Genomic DNA, 21,002 nt, shown 5'->3' on the forward strand with positions numbered 1-21,002 from the left:
TGAAATCGACTCTTTTTTGAGGTTCGTCAAATCGCTTCCCAGGAAGCTTGCTCTGTAACAGTTTCAGCTTCGAGCAGTTTCCAAACCCAATTACCCCGCAAGGGGACTGAAACCCGTATGTGATTTATGGCAACGATAAGCTGTGGGCGTTTCCAAACCCAATTACCCCGCAAGGGGACTGAAACGCCAAGGTCATCCTCATCTTCTGTTTCGCGGACTGCCGTTTCCAAACCCAATTACCCCGCAAGGGGACTGAAACTCTCAATGGACTTTTCACTTGTCTCTCCCGCTAATTAAGTTTCCAAACCCAATTACCCCGCAAGGGGACTGAAACTTGACTACCCGATTAAAGGAGTTACAGACTTAGCTTGTTTCCAAACCCAATTACCCCGCAAGGGGACTGAAACATCTGCTTGTTCTTGGGCTTCTTGTTGAGAAGTGAGTTTCCAAACCCAATTACCCCGCAAGGGGACTGAAACACCTCTAAAACTGCTGTAGCATTTGTAACAACTTTTGTTTCCAAACCCAATTACCCCGCAAGGGGACTGAAACAGTAATTCAGGAGTCTGTAAGAGCAATCCAGCCGACTCAGTTTCCAAACCCAATTACCCCGCAAGGGGACTGAAACCGCAACCCCAGACGCAAGACTGAAAGCATTGCTATATGTTTCCAAACCCAATTACCCCGCAAGGGGACTGAAACCAATCACATCCGGCTGAGATGCTAAGTGCTGGGCAAGTTTCCAAACCCAATTACCCCGCAAGGGGACTGAAACATAAGGGTATGAGCGACACCATACACCTCCTTTCAACGTTTCCAAACCCAATTACCCCGCAAGGGGACTGAAACAGCTTCGTCAGTTGCATCCATCCAAGGATTACCCGTTTCCAAACCCAATTACCCCGCAAGGGGACTGAAACTTGTAAAAGTTACGCTCATTCAAAAAAGGCTCATTTAGTTTCCAAACCCAATTACCCCGCAAGGGGACTGAAACAAGCTAAATCTCTGCGTGGGGTGATGACAACCTTGTTTCCAAACCCAATTACCCCGCAAGGGGACTGAAACTGTTGATCGGATGTGTCAACTTATAGCGGTTCTCAAAGTTTCCAAACCCAATTACCCCGCAAGGGGACTGAAACAGTACTGATGTACCGTCAGGTTCAATATGGCGGTTTGCGTTTCCAAACCCAATTACCCCGCAAGGGGACTGAAACATTGATTCATTTTCAACTGTGAACTCGACTTTAACGCCTGTTTCCAAAGACTATTACCCCGCAAGGGGACTGAAACCAGTGATCCCCACTTTTATCCGAGTTTTACCAACCGTTTCCAAACCTAATTACCCCGCAATATCTCCCTTAGAATTAGGTTTTATATAAATTCCAAGTATTTAGAATTTCTAAAGCCATTTCTGTTCTCATCTCCCAAGGCAGTATAACTTCTACTTTTGACCCTAAAGCGCGTAACCATCTAACAACATAGTAGTCTTCCATTCGGTAATCAACTTGGTAATAAGCATCTGTGCTAGGACGAGATCGAATAATATCTAAAATAGCTTTTCGATGTTCAAGATTTAGGGTGTATTGTTGAGTTAACTTAAGAGTTTCTTCATAGCTAATTCGCGTAAATGTATCATGTACACTAATTCCATCAATATAGCGTTGATGAAAATCTTGCTCAAATCGCAATACCATTGAGGCTTTGTCCTTATAAAAATCACATCCCCATGCTTCTTTTAACTGAGCGTTCACTATTTTAGGAGTTGGCAGATTGTTATCTTGATACTTCTCTCTCAATAATTGCGGGACACGAATGTCTTCCCAATCTAGAAACTCAAGGCGTTTAGAAATAATTCTATCTAAGCGATATTTATACCAGTTAATATCGCCTTTTGGAGTATTGCCATAAGTACATAAGTATTTAGCACGTTCCATAAAGTAAATACAAACTGGATAAACAACACATTCTTTAATTTGATTTTGATGGGCACTGTGATATGTTAGCAGAAGAGGTTGAATGTTTTCTGTATTCCAAATTTCCTGCAATTCGCTTTGAATCTCATCAACTGCGTCTTGCACATCACTTGATTCCGGTACAACATAGTCAACGTATAAAAAAACGCGATAATTATCTTCATCAACTTCTTCTGAGAATTCCTCAGCTAATAAAGGATATGCAGGATCTAGAAAACTAAACATACCTAATGCTCCCGCTAAATATGCTTGTTTCTCTAGCGTTAATTTACTATCAATACTTTCTAACGTGATGAAATTTGGCAGTTGACCTGCTCGACAATAATGCTTGCTTCTACCAGATGTGTTATTTAACAGTTGTAAGCATTTTCGAGCAACTAATAAATCTAAATCACTTTGAAGGGATTTACGGACTTGAGCAAACAAAGGTTCATTCAAAAGCTCGTCAATGTCAGAAATTGATATATTTATATATTTTTGTAACAAATTCTGCCATTCTTCTATGGATACTCCCCATTCTAAAAACCATTGTTTACTCGTTTTAATACAAGCGCAGTCCGGATCTTGATGGTTGAGAATGTCTGCTAGTTTTTCATCCTTGTGAGTTTTAGTAAAGAAAGCTTGTCGCCAGTCGTTATAAGTAAAGTTGTCAGCAAGAGTAGCGTATGCTTTATCACTATATAGCCAGCGTAATAATGCCCATAGCCGTATAGCGCGAGAGAGATTATGATTTTGCTCTATAGAGCCATTGGCAAGCTGTTGTAGTAGATGGGGGTGTGGAAGTTTAGTAAAAGTTATACTCATGATCAGTTAAAGTATCTCAAGTGTTTTTACTAAAGTAGCAGGTATTGGACGGGGGTACTTCCGATACTGTGTAATATGGGTTATGCCAATTTAAAAAAACTAAACACATCTACCACATGACTACATCCGAGTTTAAACCGTACAAAGTAGACCACTTGTTTTTGCTGATTGGTGAGAATCCTCTACCCAACTATGTTGCAGCAAAGCTGTTGTTGAAGGAGGGTGGTACTGTTTACTTGGTACACAGCACAGATACAACTAGTAAAGCAGCTTGTTTGGAAAGAAGTTTAAAGGGTATAAATGTCAAACCAATCTCATTGGTCAGACATGAGGCCAACTCATGTGTTATTAAAAGTAAAATCCAAACGGAAGTAAAAAATATTTTAACAAACCATCCAAAGCATACTTTTGGTTTGAATTATACAGGTGGGACAAAGGCAATGTCCGTTCACGGTTATCGGGCTTTATTCGAGGCTTCAGGAGTTCAGAATCCTGTATTTAGTTATCTAGATGCTCGAACTTTACAAATGTTCATCGATAGGGACAATGATTCTCCTAAAGCTGAAGCAGTAGATATAAAACTCTCTTTAAAAGAAATCTTTGCTTTGCATGATCTACGCTGGGAAACAACACCAATAACTAACCCATTACTACCTGAGTTAGCAATGGAATTTGCAAAACTGCATACTGATAAAAAAGTAGTAATTGCGTGGCACTGGTGGTGTGATAATGTGCTAAAACCTGGGACAAAGATATTGAAAAAAAAGTCTAATAAACTATCTGAATGGGAATGGAAGAAGGAGGTTAATTCAGAACTTAGTAAAATTGAAAAGGATTTAATAATTCCTTTAAATCCTGACATCGCCAGCTATAAGTTAATTGAAGAATTAGATAAACTACAAATTCAGGAAGAAGGAAAGAATATCTTAGAAAATTTTAAAGAAAATAACTTTCAAAAAATTAGAGAAATATGTAATTATTGCAATGCTCTTTGGGATATAGACCATGCACAGTATATAGAAAAAATTGGTGATTTACTCCGAAAATATTTAGACTCTTCACTAACTGAGTTAGCACTTAAAAAAGCAGCAGATAAAGCTGGTTTTGAGAAATTAAAGCATCTTTGTGAATGGCTCCAAGGGAATTGGTTAGAGCATTACGTGTTGCAAAAAATTCAAGAGGTTTCGCAAGCAAATCCTGGGTTGATACATGATACAGGATTATCATTTAAAGTCAGAGATAAGAAAAAACGAGAAGAGGGAAAAGATAAATTTGAATTCGATGTTGCCTTTATGAAGGGCTATCAGTTATTTGCATTATCTTGTACTACTGATGCTAGTAAATCTTTATGTAAATCCAAACTATTTGAAGCTTATATAAGAGCGCAGCAATTAGGTGGAGAACAGGCGCGAGTAGCTTTAGTATGTTGTTACGACAAACCCAAAGAACTAGAAGCAGAACTTAAAGTTGATACTGAAGTAAAAAAAGAAGATCCAAAGATCATTGTTTTTGGATGTGAACATCTTGATGATATTCAAAAATATATAAAAAATTGGATTGACGACAATAATCGTTATTACGCACCATGAATAAATACATAGCAACTGTAATTGATACAACAGGAATACAACCATATATTTTTGGAAGTAATCGTTTACGAGAAAATATAGGTGCATCGTATTTAGTAGAACAAGCAACCAATGGTTGGGTTAAGTACGCTTTACGCCAAATATTTGGAGAAAATGTTTATATTCCTGAACCGAAACAAGAAGAAAAATGTATTGAACACGATAATCTTGATGCTGAATTAGTCTATACCGGAGGTGGTAATGTAGTTATTCTTTTCAAAGACAGAAAAGATAAAGAAAGTGCTATTAAATTTACTAAAAGATTGAGCAAAAGAGTATTGCAAGAAGCATCAGGCTTAAAAATTGTAGTAGCCCACAGTGAACCCTTTGAGTGGGGAAACAAATTATCAGGAATTGTTGATAGTTTGATGAAAGAATTAGAGCGAAAAAAACGCGAATACAATCCTTCTGTCCCTTTGCTAGGTTTGGGAGTTACAGCTAACTGTCTTTCTACTGGATTATCTGCTGTAGATACTAGCGATCGCTACAGTGTACCCACTAGCTATCCAGTCTCCAGAGAAATCGTTGAAAAGCTCCGAGCCGTTGACCCTAAAAATAAAGCTCCAGCCAATCAAGAACTAAAAGATACTATATTTAAAAATTTGCCGCTAGGCAATTATATAGTCCCTTATGATGTTGATGATTTAGGCCGCACTGAGGGTAAAAGTAGTTACATGGCTATAGTTCACGCTGATGGTAACGGGATGGGCGATCGCTTTAAAGAACATGGTAGGAAATGTAAAACAGACCGTGAGTATATTACTGCCATGCGTGAACTATCTAAAACTGTGAATCAGGCAGGTGTTAATGCTTTAAAAAAAGTTGCTGAGAGAGTTATCCAATTAGCAGATGGTAAATTACAGGAGCAGTTTGCAATTACAGAAAGAGATGGGGAAAAGTATCTGCCTTTTCGTCCAATAGTTTACGGTGGTGATGACGTTACATTTGTATGTGATGGACGCTTGGGACTATCGTTAGCAGCACTTTACCTGAAGGAATTTGCAGATCAAAAAGTAGCAGATGGAAAAAATTTAACAGCTTGTGCAGGAATAGCAATTGTCAAAACACATTATCCATTTGCTAGAGCATATCAATTAAGTGAATCGCTGTGCAGAAATGCTAAAAACTTTGTGCGTTCTGAAAAAGAACGACTGGGAATATCAGATTTTTCTGCACTTGATTGGCACATTGCTCCTAGCGGTTTGTTAGGTTCAATCAGCGATATCCGTCAACGAGAATATCAAGTTACGGAAGGAAATCTCACCATGCGACCTTTGTACTTGCAATCTGATAGTGATTGGCGCAATTGGGATGATTTTTCTGAGGTAGTGAATCAATTCAACACGCACCCTGACTGGATAGGTCGCCGTAATAAAGTGATAGCTTTGCGAGAACAGTTACGGCAAGGTTCAGATAAAACAAAGCAGTTTTTACAGGTTTACGGTTTGAATGAGAAATATTTAACCCGATTTAGCAAATCAAAATATGACGACTTGTATCAATCTGGTTGGACTGAAGACCCCAGAACAAATACGAGAGTCTGCGGTTATTTTGATGCCATTGAAGCAATGGAATTTCACATTCCTTTAAAGGAGAAAACCGATGGAGATTTATTACCTGAAAATGCTACTTTTGAGTGATACAACTTTTGGGCGTGGTGATGGAGTAGCAGGTTTAATCGACCAAGAAGTAGAGCATGATGCTAACGGATTTCCCTACTTACGTGGACGTACTTTAAAAGGCTTGTTGAGTGAAGAATGCGACAATTTGATTGGTGTGCTTTCTGAACCACCCCTTTCCCGTTGGGAACAAGCCGCCGAACATTTATTTGGCATACCTGGTAGCACCCTGGAAACTATCTCCAAGATGCACGTTGGCGATGCTTGTTTACCCCAAGACTTGCGAAAGGCTGTAAAACTTCAACTTGACCAAGAACAGGAAAGAGAACGCAGAGGTCAGGAAAGAAGACTCACAGAAGTAGACGTTCTTGCTTCTCTTACCACTATTCGCCGTCAAACTGCTATTGACCCTGAAGATGGCGCACCCGTGGAACATAGCTTACGCTCTAGTCGGGTTATCTTGCGAGATTTATGCTTCACCGCACCATTGTTATTTGAAAAAAAACCAACAGCAGATATGGTAGCACTCTTAGCAGTCAGCACATTAGCACTGCAAAGAGTTGGTAGCGGACGTAACCGGGGTCGGGGTCATGTTCATTGTATACTACATGACTCAATTGGTGAAGAAATTACTCAAGAGCATTTTCGTTATTTTGAGCAGGAAACCAGGGGATGAAAGCAATTACTTTTTTACTGCACACTACACAACCATTGTTAGCAACTTCGCTTCAGGGAGACCCGAACAGTGATGTATCTTTTCCTTATATTCCAGGTAGCATGATTCGGGGAGTGTTGATTGGTCGATATCTCCAACGTCACAATTTAAAAAGTACAGATGATATTTTAGATGAATCAAAATATCCAGATATAAAGCGTTTATTCTTTAATGGTAATACCCGATATTTAAATGCTTATTTGTACGATCAACAAAAACAAAAGCGCACTCTACCTGTACCGCGCTCTTGGTTAAAGAAAAAGGGTGATGACATTTCCAATTTAGACGAGATAACTGTTTATGATTTCAGTTACGAAACACCGGAAGAAGATATTTCATACAAATCACTAGATGAGAGTTTTTGCACTGTAGATGATAAAGATATAGTGCTTTACAAAGAAAAGCGACGCATTAACATTCATAATATGCGAAATCGCAAAAAAGGCAGAGGTGATGAAGATAATGGTGCAATATTTCGCTATGAGGCTTTAGATTCCGAACAATATTTCCAGGCTGTAATTCTCTGTGATGATCCTGACGATATAGAAAAAATTAAGCTGTTACTAGAACCACAAGAAATTTGGTTAGGCGGTTCTCAAAGTGCGGGATATGGACATACTCAGATTATTCCTATAGAAGAGGATGAAGAGCATGATTATTGGGACGAAGTGGGAATTGAGCCTGAAGACCGTAACGACAGAGAACTAATCCGTATTACTCTTCTCAGCGATCTAATTTTACGGGATAAATGGGGTCATTATGTTGCCACGCCACCAAACTCAACAGGAGATGAAATTAATCAAAAAGTTGAGTCATTAACTCAGATATTAGAAGAATTACTAGATATAAAGTTAGAACCACAATCTAGTTATACCAGTAGTCTTATTGTTGGGGGATTTAACCGTAAATGGGGATTACCTTTACCGCAAGTCCCAGCTTTAGCAGCAGGTAGTGTTTTTGTATTTAAGTATAATAAAGAAGATAGAGAACTAGATTCAGAAAAAATTTGTTTAGTAGAAAATCAAGGTATTGGTGAAAGGCGGGTTGATGGTTTTGGAAGAATTGCTATCAATTGGCTAGAGGAAGAAGCAATATTTAATGCTTGTTTACCAAAAAGAGAAACTAACAGGGAGCAACCACAGCTAGTCCCAAATTCAGAAGACAGTCAACTAGCGCAAAAGATGGCGAAGAGATTATTGGAACAAAAGCTAGATAGGCAACTTTTAGAGAAGGTTGATAATTATAAACTCAAACCCAACAAACTCAGCAATAGCCAACTTTCCCGGTTAATGATTGTATGTAGACAATCTTTAAATCAGGGAAGCAAAAATCCAGTTATTCAATTACTGGGAAATTTACCCAAAAATGCCAATAGTCAATTTGAAGACACAAAAATTAATTATAAATCTTTCAAAATCCAAATTTACGAATGGTTAAATAACCCCAATAGTTGGATAAATTCAAGCTATTTAGAAGTCAATGTTGCAGGTGAATCAGTTCCATTAGATTTAGTTGAAAAACTGAAGCTAGAATACACCCTACGGCTAATTATTGCGGTTGCCAAACAAGCGATAAAGGATAAACAAGATGAATAGAACACGCGAAAGACGACATATTATTAAGCGCATCATTGTACGCGGTGTTTTGGTTCTGGATAAGCCAACTTGTTTGGGAAATGGTGATGCTGAAGGTGCTACAGATATGATGCTGTTACTTGACAGTATTAGTCATAACCCTTTACTAACAGGGTCATCAATTGCTGGTGCTTTACGCAATTATTTACATGAATATCAGTGTAATTACACGAAAAGTGAAAGCCGTGATAATATAGCTGCAAAATTGTTTGGTAATTTATTTGCTTACAAGGATGAAAGTAATAAAAATGAAGCAGAAAAAATTGCATTAAGAGAAAAAGATAGTCAAAGTCTTTTAATTATTCATGATGCAATAGGTAGCACTATTCACAATGTTGAAATACGAGATGGAGTCAAAATAGATGGTGCAACTGGTACTGCGTCTCACAAGGCAAAATACGACTTGGAACTCTTGCCAGCAGGAACTAAGTTTCCTTTGAACTTTGAGTTGTTAATTGAAAAAGATAAAGATGAGAATGAATTAAAACAAGCATTTGTTTTAGCTTTAGAAGGTTTAAAGAATGGTGAAATTGCTATTGGAATGAAAAAGCGACGGGGTTTTGGTCGCTGTCATGTAGATGAGTGGCAAGTTTGGGAATTTGATTTAACTAAACATAGTGATCGCATTGCTTGGTTAACATTTGAAAGACCTTGGGGTAAACCTTATGCTACTAAATTACCAAGCGACAAGCTATTGAGTAATACACACCTCCAGAAGCTAAAGGTAGATAAGCCAGATAAGCGCGATCGCCTCTTCATCACTGCCAAATTCCAACTAGCCAGCCCCTTACTCATTCGCTCTGGTCAAGATTTAATTCAAAACAAATGTTCTCCCGATGTGGTACATTTGCACTCCTATAGAAAAGACAAACCTGAGCCAGTTGTTTCTGGTACAAGTTTAGCAGGAGTGCTGTGGCATAGAGCCGAGAGAATAGTGAATACTTTAGATAAGAATTTACAAATTGTGTATGACCTATTTGGCTTTGTTAAAGAAGAAAGTAAACAAGCAAAGGCTAGTCGTTTAGTTATTCATGAAAGCTTGATAGAAAATACAGTTGACATTGTACAAAGCCGAATTGCTATTGACCGTTTTACAGGCGGAGCATATAACGGAGCATTGTTTCAGGAACAACCTGTTTTTAGTATCTCTAAAAAAGAGGATAGTCAAAAAATTAATAAAGTTAAAGGTAAATTAAAAAAAAGTAGCAATACAAGTAGTAACACAGCGCATATAAAACTAGAACTGGAACTACGTCAACCAAAGGGATATGAAATTGGGTTACTTCTGCTGCTACTTAAAGATTTATGGACGGGTGATTTACCAATAGGTGGTACTAGCAGTATTGGGAGAGGACGTTTGCAGGGAGTTGAAGCAACTATAGTTTGGCAACAACACAAGTGGGTAATCTCTGAGGAGAATCGGAAACTACTAATCAGCAAACAAGATAAAGATGAAATGGAAGAGTTTGTTAAAAAGTTTTTGGAGCAAGCACCATGAATCAAGATTTGTGTCAGGAAGTTTCAACAGAAACAATTGAACTATCACTAGAGGATTGGTTAAAGCAACAAGCAATTACTAAAGATTATCAGTTACGGTACGTGTTAGCTCATGCAGAGGATGGAGTTGTCTGGGGACATTTTGAAGTAGAAAGCGGCATTTTAGAAACTTCTAAGCAAGCTTTTACTGAGTATGATTTTCCTACATTACGTCTGTCAACATTACAACAATGCCGGATATTTGGAGAAGCTGGTGAGGTCTTACTATGGAATAGTAATGGAAAATGGCGATCGCGGCTAATTTTACAAAGCCAAGTATCAGAATTACTTGAACAAGAAAAAATAGGTTTAATACCAGAATCACAAATTCTCTGGGGTACTCAAGGAAAAGCAAACGGTAACTTTACCATACTTTCAGATGGTTCTCAGGGGCTTAAATATGCTGCTCCCATCACAGGGATTACTTTTAGCCAGGATAAACAGAAACAGTATCGTCCACTTCGACTAGAAGTACATCACTATTTTTATTATGACCAAGATGGAGTAGCTCGGATTTTTCTCAGTCGTCTTGTATCTCTCACAAAAGAAAAAATTTATGAATCCTAAACATCTAGAAAAAGTGCCTGATGACCGTAAAGCAGTTGCTCCTTATAACTTTGTAGAGATACCAGAAAAAGTAGTTGAAGCAAAACTTGAATGTAATGGTAAATTACGCGATAACAACCGCTACTATTCTGACCGTCACACTGGCAAAATTGTATGTACCTTAAAAACTGAATCACCTTTATATATTCGTTGTGGCTTAACACCTGCTGATTTTGTAGATTTTGGAGATAAACCGAACGAAGAACTAACACCAGAACAACGCAAAAAAAAGGCTGAATTCTTTCAGTATCCTTCAAAACAGTATCCCGTTTTGCCTGGTAGCAGTTTGCGTGGAATGGTGAGAACTCTAGTTGAAATTGTTAGCTTTGGCAAGATTGAAAGAGTCTCAGATGCTTCAAAATTTTTCTTCCGTGCAGTTGCTGCTGATAAGCAAGATCCTTTGGACGAACTATATAAAGATTTGCTGAAAAGTGTAAAAGCTGGTTATCTAGTCGAAACTCAAGAAGGTTGGTTTATTCGTCCAGTTTCCCAAACAGTTGCGGGAAATAATAATACATCATTTGTCTGGGTTAAAGAGGATAGAAGAGCAAAAAGAGCAGCTGGTGAACAAGATATCCGAACAATTGCTAATCAGTTCACTCCTAGATTTATTACTTTAAATCAAGCAGGTTATCTACCACAATATCAAGAGGTAAGCTTTGAAACTACCTATTCAAAGAATGGACGCACTTTTGCCAAGAATATTAGTGCCAATCCAAACACTTATCAATATAGAGGATGGCTTGTAACTAGCGGAAATATGAAGCAAGAGGGTGACAGCAGTAAATCTCCTCGGCAAAATCACGGCATTGTGCTAGCTGAAGACAAAACCGGAACTCAACTTTTAAAAATTGATGATGCTGCTATCAAGCATTACCGTGACGCACTTACAGATTTTCAAAAGCAGCAACCATTTGATAAAAATATGGGAGTTTTGGAAGCTGGCAGACCTATTTTTTACAGTGAAATGTTCTCATACTGTGAAATCAAGTCCAAACAGGTAGTTAGGTTATTTGGTCAAAGTCCTAACTTTCGTATTCCTTATTCTCCTAAAAATGATGGTAAAGCCGCATCAGCAGTTGATTTTATCCCTGAAGAAGTAGGTGAATCTGACAAAATTGACTTAGCTGATGCCATTTTTGGCTTTGTTAGGCGTAAAAACGAGAACAAAGAACAAGGTTCTGATAAAAATAAAAAAGAAAAACAGGAAAAATCTCGTGCTGGACGTATATTTTTCAGTGATGCTCAATATAAAAGTGAAGAAAATGGTATCTGGCTGACTGATGACACCATTACACCACAAATTCTGGCTACTCCTAAACCAACAACATTTCAGCACTACTTAGTCCAAAAAAGCCACGAAAAGAAAAGCCTGAAGCACTATGCTAGTCAACCCAATCAAGACACAGTAATTCGGGGACATAAACTATATTGGCATAAGGGAAATGTAGGCATAGACAGAATTAAAACCAAAGCAACTGAAGCTGAAATTAAAGATAAACAATCCCAGTACACGGAAATTAAGCCAATTCAATCAGGAGTTTCTTTTGAGTTCACCATTTATTTTGAGAATCTCAGTGATGTAGAACTGGGTGCGCTTTTATGGGTGTTAACCCTATCAGTCGAAGATGTAGAGAAAGTCAAATTACTTGGCCTTGATAGCAAAGAAAAATATCGGCTTTCCCTTGGTATGGGAAAGCCATTAGGTATGGGTGCAGTAATGATTGAAAAATATGAACTTTCCCTTAATGAACGATATCGTAATGAACCTAAGCAGCGATACACACAGCTATTTGATGATAATAACTGGTTAAGTGGCGATCGCCCTGCTACTTATGATGAGCATAAAGAATTTATTCAGAAGTTTGAGGAATATGTAACTACGCACATTAGTGAAGCTGACTTTCCCCAAGATTATCCAGACAAACAAGATTATGAAAAATTGAAGCTAAAGGATGTACCACGTATCAAAATGTTACTAACTATGCTGAGATGGGATATTTTTCCACCTGTAAGTAGAACACGATACATGGAAATAGAACGAGACATAACAACAAATGACTACATCTGTCAGCCTGTTAAGGAAGATGATAAAACAGTTAATGAGTATAAATGCCGTCTGATACTGCCAACTCCATTTCAAGTAATGGATATGTCAGACAATCGAAGACATCAAACCCTAAATTTAGATAATTTAAAGCCATACTGCCAAAATGAAATTATAAAGTCTAAACCATCTCAAGAATTTCAAATTGGTCAAACTTTAGATGCGGAGGTTATCAAAATCATTGGGATTAAAGTCACTTATAAAATGTTAGTTGATATTAAGCGAACTACAGATGAACACAAAAAAGCTAAGTATTTACAGGAAGGACAAATGGTTAAAGTCCAAATTACTGCTTTAAAAGATAATGGACAAATTAAAAATATCAAATTATTGGATTGATTAGTTTCATTATTAGTGAATCATCTTTGTTATGTGCATAATAATTTTTTCGTCTGAACCTTCATCCTCCCGCCATAACCTTTCGGAAAAACCCTCTTCCAACCATGCGGTATGTTTAGGGATGAAATTTCTTGCTCAGACTAATTCATGATTGATGAATATTTTCAAACCCTAACCACCTTCCCCCCACGCAACTTTCAACGAGAAGCGATCGCTAAAATCCTCAACCGTAAAGACATACTCCTTCGCGCACCCACAGGTTCAGGAAAAACGGAAACAGCGATCGCACCTTTTCTTTTGGCTAAACATCTCAACCTTGATTTCCCCAATAAACTGATTTACGTTGTCCCCCTGCGAACCCTAGCCAACAGTCTGCGCCAACGTGCTGAAAATTTAGTTGACAACTGGGAAAAAGCTTATCCATCATCTCGTTCCCCTGTAATAACTCTGCAAACAGGAGAGAACCCAGAAGACCCGCATTTTGAAGGTGATATCGTTTTTTGTACCATTGACCAGATGTTAAGTAGCTTCCTAAATATTCCCTACTCAGTTGGTCGTGGTTCTGCTAATGTGAACTCAGGAGCAATTTTCGCTTCCTACTTAGTATTTGATGAATTACACCTGCTTGACCCAGACCGTTCTTTCGCTACTGTTCTTAAAGTTTTGCAACAGGTCAAAGGTATCGCACCATTTTTACTGATGACCGCCACACTCACAAATGAACTTGCAACCCAAATCAAAGACTTGATTGACTAGTCATGGAAATTATTCAAATTGAAGACGCAGACTTACAGGCGATAGAAGGTCATCGCTGCCGTACCTTCCAAGCTCTACCTCATCCGCTTAACGCCTCAGTCATCATAGACGATATTCAAGCTTACGGGCGTAAACGAGTGATAGTCATCTGTAACACAGTCTCTCAAGCTCAGGGATTATTCAGAGATTTAGAAGAACTAAACTACGAGACATTACAAGTTACACTGCTGCATTCTAGATTTTTACCAGAACACCGCGCCCAGAAAGAAACCGAACTCAAAACTATATTTGCTCAAGATTGGAAAGATGATGGCAATTGCTACGTTTTGATTTCTACGCAAGTAATTGAAGCGGGAATCAACATTACCTGCCAAGTCATGCACACTCAACTTTGCCCAATGAACTCACTTCTACAACGGGCAGGACGTTGCGCTCGATTCCGGGGTGAGCAAGGAGAAGTTTTTATTTATCCTACAGTTGAAGTTAATCCAGCTTCGACTGCCATAGCGATCGCAGATTTAGAAGAAGATGAATCCGAACCCAAAAAGCAAAGTTATCTACCTTATCCTAAAGAAACGTGCGAACTGACATGGCAAGTATTAGAAGCACACACCCAGTCAGCACAAGCCCACGAAAATGTTGGATTTCGGACTGAAGAAGCTTGGATTAATCAGGTTCACACCGCAGAAGATTTATTACAACAGCAGCGCCGACAAAATAACCAAATGCAGTTTGAACAGCATTTTGAAACTGCATATTTTCGAGGTGATCAATCTGCTGCCAGCGAGTTAATTCGTTCTGTAGACAATCGCAGCTTGTTTGTCTGGGAACAAACGCCAATGATTGACATTGAAGAAGAAACCATCGATCCCCGAAAGCTACTGGCTTTTTCAGTACCAATCTCTACTCTTTGCAAAGCCTGGAGAGAATTTCAAAATGCAGGTTTTGGAGGAGACTGGATTTTTAAGCGAATTGAACTTCCAAAGAAAAAATCTGAAACTTATAGCCAACCTGTTTGTACTCCTATTACCTCCCGTGGGGTATTGGTTAGCAGTATTCAGATTTTGGTTAATCCCCGCTATCTCTACTATGACGAACACATTGGTTTACTAATTGGTATTAATGAGTTTGGTAATGGTTTTGCATCACCGCCAAAACCACAACGCTTCATCAAAAATGAGTACCGCTATCACATGGATACATATATTGGTCACTTGGGCTGTATGTGGACTTGTTGGTGCAACTCCTTTAAAACTACTCGTCTGAAAAATGGTGAACCTGTGGATACGGTTTATGGCAGTGTCCGAGATGAACTTTTAAAAGCAGGTGGACAATTAATTAAAAGTAAAATCTTTCCCCAAATACAACAGCAACAAGCAGAAGCATTGTTTGAACTGCTGGTGTTGTTAGCTATTTTCACCCACGACTTAGGTAAACTTCAAATCAAATGGCAGGAAGTAATGCGGGGATGGCAAGCGATCGCTCACTCTTCATTCCAAGCCAAAAACCCCAAAGCACACTTACTGGCACACACTGACTATAATCCCGAATGCCAGGAGCAAAAAGCTGCTCTCAAAGCCTACGAGAAAAAACATCAGCGTCCCAATCATGCTGTCGAAAGTGCATACTTGGCTCAAGATATTTTGAATCAATGCTTAGTGCCTTTATTACAGAATGATTTCTCTGCCAACAAAGAACAGATGCAATACATACGGCACACAGTCATACTAGCAGCAGGCCGCCATCACTCTGCTTGGGCTGGGGGATGGGAACAATCAGACTTAACTCGGATTAAAACCATACAGCTACACCCGCAAGCACAACAAGCGATCGCTCAAAGTTGGAAAACAATGCTGCGGTATCTACCCCCTACTTTATCCTTGCCACCAGCCACTCTCAGCAAAAATGTTTACCAAATCAAACAAAAATTCGATTTGAATCGATTTACTACTGACCAAATTGAGTATTTGCAACTTTATCTACTGGTGGTCAGAGCTTTAAGACTATGCGATCAGCATTCAGTACAACTACATAATACATAGCTTTGAAGCGATTGGAATACCCCTCTTCCAACGGGGTATAGAATCATATTCAGTTCACCACTCTCATCGGTCAAACGTCCAGATGATAGAGCATTTATTCGTTACTAAAAAATACGGGAATTATGCTGATACATTGCTTTTACTGGGTTTGGTGCAACTTGTCGAGTATGCCTTAAGACAAACAAATCAAAAAAGCGATGTTGGGCTGTTCGATGAAGGTACGCGCTACCGCATCCAATTAAAACAGGCTGTAAATCTAGAGGAGATCGCCAAGCTTGATTATACTAATCCTTTCCCACCAGTTAAAGGTCAAAAAACGGACATCAGCAAAATTCCTTCAGAAACAGACTTTTTTGACACAGTAAAGGAGAGCGAAAAACGGAAACTGTATAAAGACTACGTATTTCAGCAACGGGGTAAACCGCAATGGAATGAAGAAGCGCCAAAACCACCCCATCCTAGTACTCAAAATGGAGTAATTCTCACCTCCATGAGGCACGATCGCAATCATAACGAACTGTGGCACTTAGGATATCAACTTAAAGAAAACTACGGTGCTTTACTGGTTGCACTATTCCAAGCATTTAGTGAAGAGATTAACTCTCAACTGGATACAGAAACTAACCGTTGTCAGAAATTATTTACTCAAGCTACTAACTGTAAATTGCCAGAGGTAGCCAGTGCAGTCAAAATTTATCTACCAACATCAGTTCAAGGAGTTAACCGAGTTAAGGCAGATAGCAATAAAGTAGATTCTCAAAAAGCAGATTGGTTAAGTTTATGGTTGATTGCTGGGGGTTTATTTAGCTTTGGTGTCACTGAACGGATTAAAATTGCTGACCGTGTTTTTGACTGGCGAGTAGTTGTTCTAGAACCTCAAGATATCCGATTGAGTAAATACAAAGAAGTACTAGATCAACTGCGTAAGTATAATCCACCTTCTGGTGGGCATGGTATAGCTAGATTCGATGCGGAGTTGGTTTTGCGATTTTGTCAAGAACTCTTAAATAACCACGCTTCTCAAGCTGATGCAGAAGTTGATGAATTTGATATTTGGGAACCGATTAACCATTTTGTCAAGAGCTTTGTTGGAACTCATTTTGGTTCTAAAGGTCAAGTTTACGGAGTTAAAGAAGTCTTCAGTTTAGGGCTTCCTGCTTGGATTCGTCCAGAAAATTCTCAAGAATTAGCAGATTACCAAAGTGTTTTACAAGAGCATCTGTGGGTAATTAGCACTTTGTCAGCAGAGGATGGACACAGTGAACTATTAACTGCTTATCGAGACTTTATTACTGGCACAAGTTTGCGTCAATTTTTCCCTTTTCAAATTAGTTATGCAGATTATGTTATTAAACGGCTGGCAGATCCGAAAGCTAGACCGCCACGTTTATTTTCCGTTGCAGGGTTAAACACAATGACCAAAAAGGATACAGACTTTATCAAAATTACCCAAGACCCCAGTTTCTTACGCATAGCCAAAGCAATTAACCAAGCAACTGTATATGCAGGAAAAGTACAAACAAAAGAAGGATTAAAAGAACTGGAATGGCAGCGAACTTACGGTTTAGCACAACGTTTAAGTAGCCAATCTGGTTCAAAAAATGATTTCTTAAAGGAAATTACTGACTTTTTAGCAAAATACGAAGCTGAGAATTTACGCTTGTCTGAGCAATTACAAGGAAAAGGTAAATCTCTTAAACGAGTTTGGACAACCAAAGAAGACCTAGATCGCTTAGTGGAATTAGTTACAGAAAATGACACTGTACTAGTTGCCAACCTCTTAATTGCTTATGGCTATGCTCGTTGGACTAAACCTAAGAATGATGATTTAGAAACTGACACTGAACAAGATATTAACGACTTAGACGATACTGCAATTTCGGGAGAATCAAACGATGACTAAGACACAATTTACAGCTTACTCAATCTCTATTAGTGGTTCCTTGTCTTGGCAGCTTCATGCTTTGAATAATGAAGGAAACGAAGGTAATCAAACCCTAACTCGTCGTTATTACATTATTCAAAAAGGGATGAATGAACCAGATTCTGTCAATGGCGTTTCTGGGGATATGCTCAAGCACATTCAAGCAGAACATTTACATCGTGTTGCTATTCAAGACGAACTAGCATTATCCCAAGGTGGCAAGCAATTTCATCCTGATCGCATCGGTTATGACTTAGAAAAAGGATTGCCAATTTTTACAGATGCCGACACTGATTTAGCAGCTAAAACCCATCAAGTTATCCAACGCTGTAGCATGAGTGATTTAGAAGGATTCATGGTCACAGTCAAAGGCGGACAAACTCTCAAACGCGAGTCTGTAATTGAGTTTGGTGCAGTTGTTGGTTTACCAACTCTCGTCAAGACTCAAAGTTACTTTCATGCTAAGTACGGCACGGATAACCCAACGCCTTACAATGTGCAACTAAGTTCTGGGTTATATGCAACTGTCTTGAACATTGAAGCATTTCGCATTGGTTACAATCCCCATACTTTCAAATACAGCATTAATGCGACAGAACGTAAAAAACGTTTAGATGCTTTACTCAAAAGTGTTTTGTATACCTATCTTCAACCCAACGGAGCAAAACGCAATACTAACTTACCTCACCCTGACCATTTTGAAGGTGTGATTACTGTTAGTACCCGCCGTTGTCCTGCACCAATGATTAGTTCTTTAGAAGCAAGCTACAGCCATCAAATTCATAGCTTGGCTGATACGTTAAACAATATTAACGGTGCAGATACAATACTTTGCTTTGATTTCGATAATATTGCTCAGTTTGCCGCACAAATTCAAACCTTAATTGAGCAAGCACAACCTTGGGAGAGCGACCATGCCGAAGCGATTGAATAAGTCAAACACTCCTCAACCAGAATTGCCAGTAAATGCCAAGCAATGGCTAACTGTTACCTTTCAACCAGTTAGCCTCTTCTCCCTGAAGCGTTCGGATGCTACTAGTATGGCGGCTCGGTCTAACCTTGTGCCTACTCCTTATGCTATCAAAATGGCATTGTTAAAAGTTCTGCTGGAAAGTCAAGGAGAACAACATCAAAGAGACTTTGAGCAGTGGATGAAAAGCCAATTTGACTGGATTCGAGACTTAAGAATTTACGTTTGCCCACCTGAAAAACTAGTAGTGAATCGTAATGGTTACAAACTTCGTTATTACGACCAAACTGCCGATAAAGCCGATAAAACTCGTTCTACTTTACCAATGCAAGATGGTTTTGTTTTTCGGGAATGGGTTTATATGCAAGGTCATTTGCAAATCTGTTGCGGCCCCAGCGACCGCTTAACGCAGTTAGAGCAACTATTCTCTCTAATTAACTACTTTGGTAAGCGGGGTTGCTTTTTTCAATACCTGCCACAATACAACCAACAAACTCTTGAGCCGTTGTTTCAACACAATTCAACTTTTGGTTTTACAGTTCAGCCGATGGACGACTTGGGTGAGAAAACTACTTTTAATCGCATCAATCCCTATTCCACAGATAAAGCACAACCAGATAAAGACCGAGTAATCAAACCTGGATTTCTCCCCGTGCAACTTACATCTAGCAGCGCACGTTATGACATTTACCAAAGATATTGAAACTAATTTAACCGGGTTAAAGTTAGTTCTCAAACGCACACAAACAGTAACTAACCCCACACCATTAATCTCTTGGTTGCCCCAAACCCAACCTCAACCAGCCTGGATTGGGCTGAAGACTCATGCTGGTGTCTCTAAAATTATGCCTGTGATGCCGGATTTGAGTTTGTATCCGAAGCTGATGGAACTCATCTGTGGGCGTATAAGTCAAAGTAATTACGTCGAATGGCAGCAAGAAGCCTATGAAATGGTAGGAGTTGAAACCGATACTGATACTCTACATACGATTCAAATTTCTCTTGTTGCTGCTGCATCATTACCATCAACATTAGGAAGAGCTATTCATGCTCAATGCTTTCAATGGTTTGCTAATGCAAATCCTGCCTTAGCCCAACATTTACATCAGCAAGAAAGCGTACCCTTTACCTTGGGAATAAAATATTTTTCGTCAAAAAAAATACAGCTAAGAATTACTCTGCTTAAACAAGAACTCTTAGCACCCTTGCTTTGGGGAATACATAGCAATTTGGGAGGCGAAATAAATCTAGCAGGTGTTCCTTGCCGATTAAGCAAAGAGATAGACATTTCCCATGCTAGTAGTTTTGAGAAGTTAGTGCAAATTCCTGTTCAAAACACTATTAAACTACAATTTCTGTCTCCTACTAGTTTTAAGCAGAGTGGAGCAATACAGCCATTTCCATTACCAGATTTAGTTTTTAATGGACTACTGCGGCGTTGGAACCACTTTGCTCCACCCCAATTAAAGTTTCCCGAAATTAAATGGAATTGTTTAGTTTCAGCTTTTGAATTGAAAACCCATGCTTTTAAGTTAGAAGTTGGTGGAGAAATTGGAGCTGAAGGTTGGGTAAGGTACCGATTTAATGATAATGAACAAGCAAAAATTGCGACAGTTTTAGCTCATTTCGCCCATTTTGCTGGAGTAGGTCGGAAAACAACAATGGGAATGGGACAAACATCAATTCAAAATTCAAAATTGAGATGACTGAGGACTATTTACCCCTGGCGTATCTCAACGCTTGGGAATATTGCCCACGCAGATTTTACCTGGAATACGTGCTGAGTGAAATGGAAGATAACGAACACATTATTTTAGGCAGACACATCCACCGCAACATCAATGAAGAAACTACGTTTCAAGAAGGCGAAACACTGATTCATCAACAGCAATGGGTCTGGAGCGATCGCTTGAAAGTTGCAGGAATTATTGATGCCGTGGAAGAATGCGACGGTCAACTTGTGCCTGTGGAATATAAAAAGGGCAAGATGGCACAGCATCTTAATGACCATTTTCAACTTTGTGCAGCTGCTTTATGTTTAGAAGAACGCACAGGGCGCAATATTACTTATGGCGATATTTTCTATCATACTAACCGCCGCAGGCAGACAGTAGCATTTACACCACAATTAAGACAAATGACCGAGCAGGCGATCGCTCTTGCTCAACTTGCTGCTAATAAGGCTATGCCTGCTCCGATTAGTCATCCTAAAAAATGCCTTTCATGCAGTCTCCAAGGAATTTGTCTACCTGTTGAAGTTAAACAATTACAAAACTTACAAGCTGCTGAAACTGATGGTTGAATCAGTGCAAGTTCATTAACAAATTTTATTCACTACTAATTACACAC

15 protein-coding genes and 1 CRISPR repeat array are annotated in these 21,002 nt (G+C 39.0%); of the genes, 14 read left to right on the forward strand and 1 reads right to left on the reverse strand.

The window, feature by feature from the left end:
- Window positions 1–76 precede the first annotated feature (76 nt).
- A CRISPR array of direct repeats spans window positions 77–1,362; the repeat unit is 37 nt; unit sequence GTTTCCAAACCCAATTACCCCGCAAGGGGACTGAAAC.
- A gap of 2 nt (window positions 1,363–1,364) precedes the next feature.
- Window positions 1,365–2,777, reverse strand: coding sequence for a TIGR03985 family CRISPR-associated protein (locus H6G77_RS30340; RefSeq protein ID WP_190873543.1), 1,413 nt, complete (start codon window positions 2,775–2,777; stop codon window positions 1,365–1,367).
- A 116-nt stretch (window positions 2,778–2,893) separates the two neighbouring features.
- Here H6G77_RS30340 and H6G77_RS30345 point away from each other — a divergent pair, with 116 nt between their 5' ends.
- From H6G77_RS30345 to cas4, 14 genes are all read left to right on the forward strand, one after another.
- Window positions 2,894–4,366: a Card1-like endonuclease domain-containing protein gene (locus H6G77_RS30345; RefSeq protein ID WP_190873544.1), complete on the forward strand. Its 1,473-nt coding sequence runs from the start codon at window positions 2,894–2,896 to the stop codon at window positions 4,364–4,366.
- On the forward strand, window positions 4,363–6,045 hold the full coding sequence (locus H6G77_RS30350; RefSeq protein ID WP_190676430.1) for a Cas10/Cmr2 second palm domain-containing protein: 1,683 nt from the start codon (window positions 4,363–4,365) through the stop codon (window positions 6,043–6,045). The genes H6G77_RS30345 and H6G77_RS30350 overlap by 4 nt, the downstream gene beginning before the upstream one ends.
- Window positions 6,008–6,700 carry an RAMP superfamily CRISPR-associated protein gene (locus H6G77_RS30355; protein WP_190676428.1) on the forward strand — a complete coding sequence of 231 codons (693 nt, stop codon included), beginning with the start codon at window positions 6,008–6,010 and terminating at the stop codon, window positions 6,698–6,700. Before H6G77_RS30350 ends, H6G77_RS30355 begins: the two co-directional genes overlap by 38 nt.
- Complete coding sequence (locus H6G77_RS30360; RefSeq protein ID WP_190676426.1) at window positions 6,697–8,334, forward strand: RAMP superfamily CRISPR-associated protein; 1,638 nt, start codon at window positions 6,697–6,699, stop codon at window positions 8,332–8,334. The genes H6G77_RS30355 and H6G77_RS30360 overlap by 4 nt, the downstream gene beginning before the upstream one ends.
- Window positions 8,327–9,871, forward strand: a complete 1,545-nt coding sequence (locus tag H6G77_RS30365) for an RAMP superfamily CRISPR-associated protein (RefSeq protein WP_190873545.1) — start codon at window positions 8,327–8,329, stop codon at window positions 9,869–9,871. Before H6G77_RS30360 ends, H6G77_RS30365 begins: the two co-directional genes overlap by 8 nt.
- The gene (csx19, locus tag H6G77_RS30370; RefSeq protein ID WP_190676421.1) at window positions 9,868–10,476 is read left to right on the forward strand and encodes a CRISPR-associated protein Csx19; all 609 of its coding nucleotides are present in this window, start codon (window positions 9,868–9,870) and stop codon (window positions 10,474–10,476) included. Before H6G77_RS30365 ends, csx19 begins: the two co-directional genes overlap by 4 nt.
- Window positions 10,466–12,961 carry a TIGR03986 family CRISPR-associated RAMP protein gene (locus H6G77_RS30375; RefSeq protein ID WP_190873546.1) on the forward strand — a complete coding sequence of 832 codons (2,496 nt, stop codon included), beginning with the start codon at window positions 10,466–10,468 and terminating at the stop codon, window positions 12,959–12,961. Before csx19 ends, H6G77_RS30375 begins: the two co-directional genes overlap by 11 nt.
- A 147-nt stretch (window positions 12,962–13,108) precedes the next feature.
- Window positions 13,109–13,717 (forward strand): DEAD/DEAH box helicase, encoded by a 609-nt coding sequence (locus H6G77_RS30380; RefSeq protein ID WP_190873547.1) that lies wholly within the window; start codon window positions 13,109–13,111, stop codon window positions 13,715–13,717.
- Between the two features lie 2 nt (window positions 13,718–13,719).
- Window positions 13,720–15,759, forward strand: a complete 2,040-nt coding sequence (cas3, locus tag H6G77_RS30385) for a CRISPR-associated helicase Cas3' (RefSeq protein ID WP_190873548.1) — start codon at window positions 13,720–13,722, stop codon at window positions 15,757–15,759.
- An 82-nt stretch (window positions 15,760–15,841) separates the two neighbouring features.
- A complete protein-coding gene (locus tag H6G77_RS30390; RefSeq protein WP_190676415.1) occupies window positions 15,842–17,662 on the forward strand; it encodes a hypothetical protein in 1,821 nt (606 codons plus the stop codon).
- Window positions 17,655–18,617: a DevR family CRISPR-associated autoregulator gene (locus H6G77_RS30395; RefSeq protein WP_190676413.1), complete on the forward strand. Its 963-nt coding sequence runs from the start codon at window positions 17,655–17,657 to the stop codon at window positions 18,615–18,617. Before H6G77_RS30390 ends, H6G77_RS30395 begins: the two co-directional genes overlap by 8 nt.
- A complete protein-coding gene (locus H6G77_RS30400; protein ID WP_242049352.1) occupies window positions 18,598–19,356 on the forward strand; it encodes a hypothetical protein in 759 nt (252 codons plus the stop codon). Before H6G77_RS30395 ends, H6G77_RS30400 begins: the two co-directional genes overlap by 20 nt.
- Window positions 19,334–20,359 carry a CRISPR system precrRNA processing endoribonuclease RAMP protein Cas6 gene (gene cas6, locus H6G77_RS30405; protein ID WP_190873549.1) on the forward strand — a complete coding sequence of 342 codons (1,026 nt, stop codon included), beginning with the start codon at window positions 19,334–19,336 and terminating at the stop codon, window positions 20,357–20,359. Before H6G77_RS30400 ends, cas6 begins: the two co-directional genes overlap by 23 nt.
- Complete coding sequence (gene cas4 / locus H6G77_RS30410; RefSeq protein ID WP_190873550.1) at window positions 20,356–20,955, forward strand: CRISPR-associated protein Cas4; 600 nt, start codon at window positions 20,356–20,358, stop codon at window positions 20,953–20,955. Before cas6 ends, cas4 begins: the two co-directional genes overlap by 4 nt.
- The last annotated feature ends 47 nt before the right edge of the window (window positions 20,956–21,002 follow it).

It is taken from the genome of Aulosira sp. FACHB-615 (assembly GCF_014698045.1).
Taxonomy (GTDB): domain Bacteria; phylum Cyanobacteriota; class Cyanobacteriia; order Cyanobacteriales; family Nostocaceae; genus Nostoc_B.